The 244-nt window shown below is 65.6% G+C and carries 1 pseudogene; it reads left to right on the top strand.

What is annotated here, in order from left to right:
- Window positions 1–244: pseudogene (locus ACFZPT_RS26860) on the top strand (Tn3 family transposase); the annotation flags it as partial.

The following is a 244-nucleotide window of genomic DNA, read 5'->3' as shown; positions in this document are numbered from 1 at the left end:
GTTTCGAGCAGCAGCGCTACCGGGCTAGCGGCCTCAATCTGGTAACGGCTGCCGTCGTGTTGTGGAACACGGTCTAGCTGGAACGGGCTGCGCACGCGCTGCGTGGCAACGGCCATGCCGTTGATGACGCGCTGTTGCAGTCCCTGTCGCCGCTCGGTTGGGAGCACATCAACCTCACCGGCGATTACCTCTGGCGCAGCAGCGCCAGGATCGGCGCGGGCAAGTTCAGGCCGCTACGACCGCT

The organism is Pseudomonas sp. MD330_10 (assembly GCF_042610415.1).
Taxonomy (GTDB): domain Bacteria; phylum Pseudomonadota; class Gammaproteobacteria; order Pseudomonadales; family Pseudomonadaceae; genus Aquipseudomonas; species Aquipseudomonas rhodesiae.
Note: the sequence above shows the minus strand (reverse complement) of the source record. Positions and strands in the feature narration are given on the sequence as shown.